The sequence below is a fragment of the Vogesella urethralis genome, assembly GCF_007644045.2.
Taxonomy (GTDB): domain Bacteria; phylum Pseudomonadota; class Gammaproteobacteria; order Burkholderiales; family Chromobacteriaceae; genus Vogesella; species Vogesella urethralis.
In genome coordinates, this window is record NZ_VMDW02000146.1 from 1 (window position 1) to 8266 (window position 8266).

Below are 8266 nucleotides of genomic sequence, written 5' to 3' on the forward strand. Positions count from 1 at the left end.
ATTATACGACGTAAATACTAAACCCCTTGGGGGGCTTTGGAGCCTTCAACTGGGCTCATTAGCGTCGTCAGAACCACCAGACCGGCCACGGCCAAACTGCCGATCTTTTTGCGAAAATCCGCCCAAAAGTCCCGTCTTTCTTGGGTTTTTTCGCGTTCCATGTTCGCCGCAGCGATGATTTCCAGCGGGTCTATACCCAGCTGGTTAGCCACCATGATGCAGGCAAAGTCGTCCATCATCCGTTCGCCGGATTTGTAGCTGCTGAGTGCCTGTTTGCTGAATTTCAGCACCTCAGCTTTCTTTGCATCCGGCATATCTCCGAGCTTTTCCAGAGCTTCCTGCAGGTAGTCCGTTGACAGTTTCATCCTTTGTTCCTTGTTCAGTCCTCAAGTGTGGACTTAGCATTGCAACTGTCCTCATGCGAGGACGGCTGTTCAACCGTTCAATTTTAGCATTCCGAAGGTAGCCACCATGCAAGCAATCGCAATAGGCCTGTCCAAGATGGCCGGCACATCCAAAGCCAACGGCAACCAGTATGAGATGCATCGTCTGACCATCATCATTCCGAACAAAAACGTCTCGTCGGCCAAGTTCAACAAGTTTGGCCTTGGTTATGAACCGATGGATTTGCCGGTAGCCGAGTCTGCGTTTGCCAAGCTGGGCAGCGTGACTTATCCGTGCCGTATTGATCTGACCATGGATCACGAACCACGCGCCGGCAAAGTTGAAGCCGTCGTGGCTGGCTTTACCGGCCAGCCTGTCTACATCGATATGACGTTGCCGTCTGCTGCAAAACCGGCTGCCTGATCATGTCCCGCGTTTTCGTTGACGGTATTCACATGCAACAGCGTTACACCGGGTCTGTTGACCCTGTAACGCTGGAGCCGATTGACGCAGTTCGCCGCGTCAATTCGGGCTTGGCCATGAAAGTGAATACCGACGACGACGGCGAAATCACAGAAATCGTCTGGGCTGCGCCTTCCAAGAAATTCAGCGAAGGCTCTTACCAATCCATGGTCGCCATTAAAAGTGACGGCCACCTTGTTTATGCCGAAGGAAATCCGGGCCGCCTTTCTCGCCCGGACAACCTGTTTAACCTCGACTTTGACGCAACGGTTGAACGCCTCAATCGTTGCTTGAAAGCCGAAGGCCTGCCGGGGTTTTCCGCTGGTGAACGCCAAGAAATCGATCCGCAGCACTGGACGGACTACAACGTCACCCACGGCATTTTTCACGAATGGTCGGGTGCCACGGTTTCCCGCCTGCACCTGACCAGCAATTACGAGACAGGCAGCATGGCTGCCGCTCAATCCATGATCGACTGGCTCAGTACCCAGTCTGTCGCGCGTATTCGCCGTGGTCGTCTTGGTGAATCAACGGTGATGTGGGGCCACCGCAGGTCCCGCGTACTGATCAAAGCCTACATCAAAGCCAATGAAATGCTGGCGCATCGCCACGGCCGCACCGCTGAAGAAATCAAAGCAGACCCCGTTTATCAATACTGCCTTGCCCAAGGGATTGTCCGTTTTGAGATTGAAGTTGATCGCCGCACGCTCGCCGAACACCACTGCCGATACCTCGGGGACATCACCATGGAAAAGCTTACCAACCTGTTTGACCAGTACGTTGACCCGCTGGTGAACCGTGTCCGCGAGGACGTCACCACAATGGATTTGATGGCCCTGCCGTCCACGGTTCGCGCTACAGCAGCCGCATGGCTCAAGGGTGTCGATGTACGCACCTTGCTGTCCCGTGCCACGTATTTCCGCCATGCCAAAACCCTGCGCGAGTACGGCATGGACATTTCCGAGCCGCTGGGCAACGTGAAGCCCTTCACCACGATCATCAAGGTGATCGAAGTTCGCCCGGTAACAGCCGCACCGGATTGGTATTGGCAGCACCAGCGCGCCCTGTCACTGAAAGCCGCAGGCGATTACCCGGTATTCGACAACGAGTGTGCAGACGCGGACGCGCGGGCGAAAGCGAAGCCGACCAGCGCGGACGCGGATGCACCAAGCAGCGGAGAAAACCATGCCGCAGTGTGCCGTATTTCAGACTTTAACCGTCGGACAGCAAGTGACTACCGCGCTAGTCCTACAGCCAGCCCCGGCGGACCAGACTCCGGCAACGTGTACAGGCTACATCCTGTTAACGCCTGAGGAATTCAGCAGCTTGCAAGAGCCCTTCTTTCTGCCGCTGACCATCCCCCAAGCCGTCACCATCGCCACAGCCATTCTTGCCCTTTGGTCTTTGGCATTTGTTTGGCGGCACCTGTGGGGTTTTCTTAGTCCTTCATCCACTGAGGATTGAACCATGAAGTACATGAACCTGAAGCGTTTCGCTTCCACCGCCCTGCTCTCCGCAGCCGCCCTGCCCGCTTTTGCCGCTGGCCCGACCATCGACACCACGCCGGTTACCGACAACATCGGTTCCGGTCTGGTTGCACTCGCCGCCATCGGTGGTGCTGTGCTGGGCTTCATGGCCCTGCGTAAAGTCTGGCGTCTCGTCAACAGCTCGGTGTAACCGGCAACGCGAGGAAAAGGGCCGAAAGGCCCTTTTTTCATTATGGACGGATGGATTGTTCTCTTTGCCCTGCTCGGGGCGTTCTGGATTCTCTTTCGGTGAGGTGTGCCATGCGGAAGTCACTGCGCTTTGTGTTCCTGACATGTTATTTGCTCTGGCAGTTGGTTTTCCCCGTGAAGGCATACGCCTTTGCGCCCATCATCGGTGTTGCCGTGGGTGCTGGCGTGCGTTGGACGGCTGCACAGGCTGGTCGATATGCTGCGCCAGTTATTGGCCTTGCCATTGGTGGTGCGATTTATCCGTATTTAACGGGCGATACTCAATTGCCTGTCCCAAATTGGCCAACAAAAGAGGGGCCAGACGGAAAGCCGGTTTCTGTTCCGCCGCCTCTTGTTCCTCCTTCTGGAAAAATTAAATATACCTCTGTTAGCAATACCAACAATTACTATATTGGCTATGATTTCTCTGCTGCTCAGGAAAATGCTGGTGGCAATTGCAGAAAAGAATCTGAAACTGTTTTTCGTTGTTCTAATGGCAATGTATATGCAACCAATGGCCCTGTGAGTGCTTCAGATATGCCCGATTCTGAAAAGTGCGATTCAGGTTATAAGTTTGACTCTTCCGTTCCCGGTTGTGTTTTGATTTCTGCATCGGACGTAAAAAAGCCTGCCGGTCTTGAGTGTGAAATGGTTTTCAGGGGCGGCCAATTCTCTGCAGATCCCTCTAATCCTGCCTGCAAGGGTGTTACCGAATTTAAGCGCGGTGATTGCACCTTCTCCATTTCCGGTGGAACGCTTTCCGCATCCTGCCAGGGTGGCTCTGAGCGCCTTACCGTGGGCTCTGGAGGCTTGACCTATACCACCCCGGCTGGGACTGTAACTGGCACTGTAGAAGATCAGGGGCAAGGCAAGCCACCTGTGTTCACCGTTCCTGCAGGAACGCTTGGTGCACCATCTGGCACTGGTGATGACACTCCGCCCCCCGGCACTGGCACTGGCACTGGTACTGGTACTGGTACTGGTACTGGTACTGGTACTGGTACTGGTACTGGTACTGGCACCGGTACTGGCACCGGTACTGGCGAAGAAGTGCCGCCCCTAGACCTCACGTCCATTACTACGGCAATCTCCAGCGCCGTATCGGCACTGAAAGCGGCCATCTCAAATGCCGTCCAAGCCTCAGTTGCCGCCATCGGTAGTGCTGTTTCATCAGTAGTTGCCCCGCTAATTGCCTCTGTCAGCCAGATAAAAGACTTCCTTTTCTCAACCGACATGCCGGACGCCACCAGCGCCAGCATCAAGCCCTCCGAGGTCAAGCTCAACCTGCAAGGGGGTGACAAGTACATCGGCGGTGGTTACTGCCCGCCGCCCAAGTCACTGCAGTTCGATCTGGCCGGTGCGCCAGTCCGCATGGACTTTCCCTTCACGCCATTTTGCGACCTCGCATCGATGGTTAGACCGTTCTTCGTCCTGCTGGGCTACTTCTTTGCCGCCCGCATCGTGTTCAAGGGGGATTGATCATGTGGAAAGTACTTGGTGGGCTGATCCTGCTGTTGATTGAACCGATTGTGGCCCGCGTTCTGGGGGCGATTGGCTTTGGCCTCGTTTCATACCAAGGCCTGAGCTACGTGATGGAGCAGATCGAATCGGCCATTACCAGCCAGATCGGCAGCTTGGCCGGCGACATTGTCGCGATACTGGGGCTGCTGGGTTTCGGTCAGGTGCTGACGGTCACGCTCTCGGCCATGATGGTGCGGGCGCTTCTCTCAGGCATGAACTCGGCAGGCAGCGTTGTGCGCTCCTCGCTCGGCAACAAGTCGGGGGATTAAGCCATGCTCAACCTCCTAACCGCAGTACCCGGTTCCGGCAAAACCCTGTACGCCATCAAGCGCATTGCCGAAGATGCGAATCGTGACAACCGGCAAGTCTATTACTCGGGCATCCCGCTGACGGACAAGGGCAAGGAACAGCTGGGTTGGGTAGAAATGGAAGATCCTGCCAAGTGGTACGAGTTGCCGGCCGGCGCCGTCATTGTCATCGACGAATGCCAACGCATCTTCCCGCCTCGCCGCAATGGCACCGAGATCCCCAAGCATGTGTCCATGTTCGAGACGCACCGTCACCACGGCTTTGACGTTTGGCTGATCACGCAGTCACCCAAGCTGCTGGATACCCATGTGCGCGAGATCGTGAACAAGCACTATCACCTGCGCCGTGTTTTCGGTTCGCAGTCAGCCAGGCTCTACCAGTGGGATTGCTGCGAGCTGCAGCCCAACTCCCGCGGTGCGGCTTCACGTTCGCCAGACGTTCGCCTGTTTGCCTACCCGAAAGCCATTTACCCGCTGTACAAGTCGGCAGAGCTTCACACCCACAAGCTCCAGATACCCAAGAAGGCCATCCAGCTGATTGCCCTGACCATCGCCCTGCCCTGCATTGTCTGGTTTGCCGTGCACGCCCTTGGTCGCTTGGGCAAGCAGCCAGCCACACCGAGCGCAGCCTCATCAGCACCGGCAGCGCAAGCGCCATCAGCCAACGCGCCCCGGCATGCGCCACGCACTGCCTCTGAGGTGCATGTCGAGCGTGCTGCGTTGGTGGCCGAGTACCCGGAAACCGCGCCGGTTTACGAGGAAATCGCCAAGCCAAAGACGTTCCCGCGCCTTGCTGGTTGTGTGCAGTCTGCCAAGCGTTGCACCTGCTACACCCAGCAAGGCACCGCCTTGGACGTGCCGGCCAACGTGTGTGGTGATGTGGTCGCCAATGGCCGGTTTGACCCGTACCGCAATGAAGAGACATACACGGAAAAGACCGCCACCACGGTGACGGCCCCTGTCACGCAGCACCAAGAAGCCCCGCAGGCCAGCATTAACACGCTGCCGGATGCGACCGGAGGTTTGCAGCTGCCACCGGCACGCGAAGCGAAGCGCTCTTAGAGCGACCAACGGGAGCGACAGGAAACGAAGGGGTGGGCGTCAAGGGACCGTGGAATAAATGGGTGGCGCGCAGCGCCGGGCCCCTGTTTATGCCGCGAAAGCCCTTGATGGCCGCTCCGTAGTGAACACACTCCCGGCAACGCCGGGGATGTTGCAAACATCCCCGGTGGATGCCCCACGGCGAGTGAGGGGTGCAGGGGCGTAGCCCCTGCGAAGCAGAAACAGTCAGTACGACAATCCGGCCTTGAAACGGCTGGTCACAAGACCTTATTCTTTGCGCATAATGATGTTTGGTTGATCGCTATGCGTATCCTGCTTTTTTCACTTGTGTTCTTCATTGTCGCTCTCGCAATCTGGGGGGCGCTCATGCCATCGCACCGCCGCTATTGGTTCAAGCGTCTTGCCAGCCGTGACCGTGTCGCGTTCCTGCGGCTTGTCCGGGCATGTGGCAATAACGAGGAGCTGGCCGAAAAGATGGTGAAGCATGAAATGCTGCTGGATGAGCGGGCCACCCGCCAGCAAGCGGTAATGCGTGCGATCGGTACGATCGAGAACTACAGACAGCGCGGGGTGCGTTAGTACCCCTGTCCGGTGTGGCGACGTGCGACCTGTGTGCATAGGCGGCTTACTGATAACTAGCCGCCTTTAGTCTCATTTTGAGATTCTGACACTGCGCCAGCCGCCCCATGCCCCACGCTGACGGGTGACTGGCAATACCCATCTTTTGTGGCATTTTGCCACTGTAGTTTTTTTATCTTCACAATTCTGCACCAAGCCTTATCTGGATACATGCCATGGAAATAAAAAGCGCAAAACACTCAGAATGGTTAAAGACGCACTCTTGGGATAAGTGTAGCCTCGGCTTAGAGAATCTTGGCAGATTCCTCTCTAGTTATATAAGAACTGAAAGAGATGGGTTTGTCCTAAGTCTTAATGGCGCATGGGGGTCTGGGAAAACAGAATTTCTGAAAAGAATTTACGTTGAACTTCTTAATAAGAATCATCCGGTACTGTACATCAACTCATGGGAGAGCGATTTTACCGGCGACCCTCTTCGTGTAATAGCAAGTGAAATGATTGGGCAGCTTAAAAAACTTGCTGAAAAAGAATTTTCGGATGGGAAATTTGACAGGGCAAAAAAACTTTTTGGAACAATCCTAAAGGGAAGCGCAGTATCCATAGCCTATGTAGCATCAAAATCCCTACTTGGAGAGGGCGATATACTAAAAACACCCGTGGAGCGTCTTGTTGATGCGGAGCCAATAGAATTAACAACTGCAATTAGTGATGAGTACGAGAAGCAGGTCGAGTCCATTGCCGAAATAAGAAAGGCCCTTTCAGATTTTGCAATCGCCATTAAAGACGTCGAATTGCCAGTAGTTGTTCTTGTTGATGAATTGGATCGCTGCCGACCTGACTACGCAATTAAAATGCTTGAGTCTATAAAGCATTTTTTCAACACGAAAAATTTTGTTTTTATCGTTGCAAACGATACAAAGCAACTTTGTTCTTCAATAAAAGTTCTGTATGGCAGTGATTTTGATAGTGATAGCTATCTAAAACGCTTTTTTGATAGGTCTTTTAGGCTTCCCGAGCCGAACTTAATCAAATATGCAGCAATAAAATATCCAAATTTTGATAGGCCCTTAAAGTATGCCAAATTCGACATTTTTGATGAGAACCTCCCCATTGATGAGCTTTTTGGTGCATTGTTTTATTTTTACGACATGAAGCTTAGGGATGTGGATCAATTTTTTGCAAAATTTAAAGCATGCATAAGTCACATAGAAGGCATGGGTCAGTCATCATCAAAATCTTATTACTTCAGCAGGACGGTTCTGGCAATAGCCATATGCATGCAAGACAAAGCCACCAAAAGCTTTTCGGACCAAACCTGTTTTGGCTCTCTAAATATGGGCAATGGCAGAAGTTCGAAAATATGGGGTGGCATAGATTTGGAAAGACTTATGGGGCTGATAAGTGATTTGTATTTCGTTCGAGTTTCTAGCAATGGGCGATTTTCAAGTTACAGCCTGATTGATTTTGACGCAGCCAGTGCATGGGAAAATGATCTTGTAAGAAAAGGCTTTACTAATATCAGCCAAGGCTTAAAAAAACAGTGCAGCCTCATTTTCGGCCCTGATGGCAGAGCAACAGTCACCATGGCAAACGATTCATGCAAATACACTCTCAAATCTGGAGAGACATTTTTTCTGTGGGATGATTACAAACGAGTTGTTGAGCTGAGCGGGCATCTTGATTGATTCTTTACTTAAAAATCCGATTCAGCATTAGGCCAAACCTTGCCTCCCTATGGCATTGGGCTTTGTAAAAATCTCTCTCCACAATCAGCCGCTCGATAGTCTCGGCCTGCTCCACCACGAGTCTATCGAGCCGCCTATACTCCCTTAGCTTCAACACATCATCCAGGCTGACGGCGGCGCGGTATTCGTCCGATACCAGTCGCCCTCTGTCCAGATAGAAGCTCTGCCACTCGCCCCACATCTCGCCAAGCTGCGGCTTGTCTTGTACCTTCAGCATGGCATAGACCGCATAGGGCACTGCATCCTGCCCTGTACGCCAGCGTTCGATCTGCTCCACTGTCACGTAAAGCATTGCGGCCATCTGTTCGGCGTCGCCAAAGCAAACAACCCTGATGAGGTCATCAGGGTTGCAGGGGAACTCACATCGGGGAAATCTACGTACACGCATGACAAAAAAACCACATAAGTATTTCTACCTATGGCGTTAGACAACGCCATGTCCGATGCGTTTTACATAAGGCCGAATTATACGACGTAAATACTAAACCCC

At 53.4% G+C, this 8266-nt stretch carries 10 protein-coding genes; 8 read left to right on the forward strand and 2 right to left on the reverse strand.

Features of this window, described 5'->3' with window-relative positions; genetic code table 11:
• Positions 1 to 17 precede the first annotated feature (17 nt).
• Positions 18 to 365: a hypothetical protein gene (locus FLQ03_RS18805; protein WP_144374123.1), complete on the reverse strand. Its 348-nt coding sequence runs from the start codon at positions 363 to 365 to the stop codon at positions 18 to 20.
• 106 nt (positions 366 to 471) lie between these two features.
• On the opposite strand from FLQ03_RS18805, the gene FLQ03_RS18810 reads away from it, so the two are divergent.
• The 8 genes from FLQ03_RS18810 (at position 472) to FLQ03_RS18850 (ending at position 7716) form a co-directional block, all read left to right on the forward strand.
• Positions 472 to 807, forward strand: a complete 336-nt coding sequence (locus FLQ03_RS18810; protein ID WP_144374124.1) for a hypothetical protein — start codon at positions 472 to 474, stop codon at positions 805 to 807.
• A 2-nt stretch (positions 808 to 809) separates the two neighbouring features.
• Positions 810 to 2159, forward strand: coding sequence for a phage/plasmid replication protein, II/X family (locus FLQ03_RS18815; protein WP_144374125.1), 1350 nt, complete (start codon positions 810 to 812; stop codon positions 2157 to 2159).
• 154 nt (positions 2160 to 2313) lie between these two features.
• Entirely contained in the window at positions 2314 to 2523 is a 210-nt protein-coding gene (locus tag FLQ03_RS18820) for a major capsid protein (protein ID WP_144374126.1), read from the forward strand.
• 110 nt (positions 2524 to 2633) lie between these two features.
• Positions 2634 to 4040 (forward strand): virulence factor TspB C-terminal domain-related protein, encoded by a 1407-nt coding sequence (locus FLQ03_RS19215; protein WP_170252478.1) that lies wholly within the window; start codon positions 2634 to 2636, stop codon positions 4038 to 4040.
• 2 nt (positions 4041 to 4042) lie between these two features.
• A complete protein-coding gene (locus tag FLQ03_RS18835; RefSeq protein ID WP_144374128.1) occupies positions 4043 to 4351 on the forward strand; it encodes a DUF2523 domain-containing protein in 309 nt (102 codons plus the stop codon).
• Positions 4352 to 4354: 3 nt separating this feature from the next.
• The gene (locus FLQ03_RS18840) at positions 4355 to 5452 is read left to right on the forward strand and encodes a zonular occludens toxin domain-containing protein (protein WP_144374129.1); all 1098 of its coding nucleotides are present in this window, start codon (positions 4355 to 4357) and stop codon (positions 5450 to 5452) included.
• Between the two features lie 303 nt (positions 5453 to 5755).
• Positions 5756 to 6031: a hypothetical protein gene (locus FLQ03_RS18845; protein WP_144374130.1), complete on the forward strand. Its 276-nt coding sequence runs from the start codon at positions 5756 to 5758 to the stop codon at positions 6029 to 6031.
• A 215-nt stretch (positions 6032 to 6246) separates the two neighbouring features.
• Positions 6247 to 7716, forward strand: a complete 1470-nt coding sequence (locus tag FLQ03_RS18850) for a KAP family P-loop NTPase fold protein (protein ID WP_144374131.1) — start codon at positions 6247 to 6249, stop codon at positions 7714 to 7716.
• A gap of 4 nt (positions 7717 to 7720) precedes the next feature.
• Here the strand turns inward: FLQ03_RS18850 and FLQ03_RS18855 are convergent, their stop codons facing one another.
• Positions 7721 to 8164: a hypothetical protein gene (locus FLQ03_RS18855; protein WP_144374132.1), complete on the reverse strand. Its 444-nt coding sequence runs from the start codon at positions 8162 to 8164 to the stop codon at positions 7721 to 7723.
• Between the last annotated feature and the right edge of the window lie 102 nt (positions 8165 to 8266).

Coding starts and splice junctions, on each gene's coding strand:
- FLQ03_RS18805 (WP_144374123.1), bottom strand. CDS start 365: ATGAAACTGTCAACGGACTACCTGCAGGAAGCTCTGGAAAAGCTCGGA.
- FLQ03_RS18810 (WP_144374124.1), top strand. CDS start 472: ATGCAAGCAATCGCAATAGGCCTGTCCAAGATGGCCGGCACATCCAAA.
- FLQ03_RS18815 (WP_144374125.1), top strand. CDS start 810: ATGTCCCGCGTTTTCGTTGACGGTATTCACATGCAACAGCGTTACACC.
- FLQ03_RS18820 (WP_144374126.1), top strand. CDS start 2,314: ATGAAGTACATGAACCTGAAGCGTTTCGCTTCCACCGCCCTGCTCTCC.
- FLQ03_RS19215 (WP_170252478.1), top strand. CDS start 2,634: ATGCGGAAGTCACTGCGCTTTGTGTTCCTGACATGTTATTTGCTCTGG.
- FLQ03_RS18835 (WP_144374128.1), top strand. CDS start 4,043: ATGTGGAAAGTACTTGGTGGGCTGATCCTGCTGTTGATTGAACCGATT.
- FLQ03_RS18840 (WP_144374129.1), top strand. CDS start 4,355: ATGCTCAACCTCCTAACCGCAGTACCCGGTTCCGGCAAAACCCTGTAC.
- FLQ03_RS18845 (WP_144374130.1), top strand. CDS start 5,756: ATGCGTATCCTGCTTTTTTCACTTGTGTTCTTCATTGTCGCTCTCGCA.
- FLQ03_RS18850 (WP_144374131.1), top strand. CDS start 6,247: ATGGAAATAAAAAGCGCAAAACACTCAGAATGGTTAAAGACGCACTCT.
- FLQ03_RS18855 (WP_144374132.1), bottom strand. CDS start 8,164: ATGCGTGTACGTAGATTTCCCCGATGTGAGTTCCCCTGCAACCCTGAT.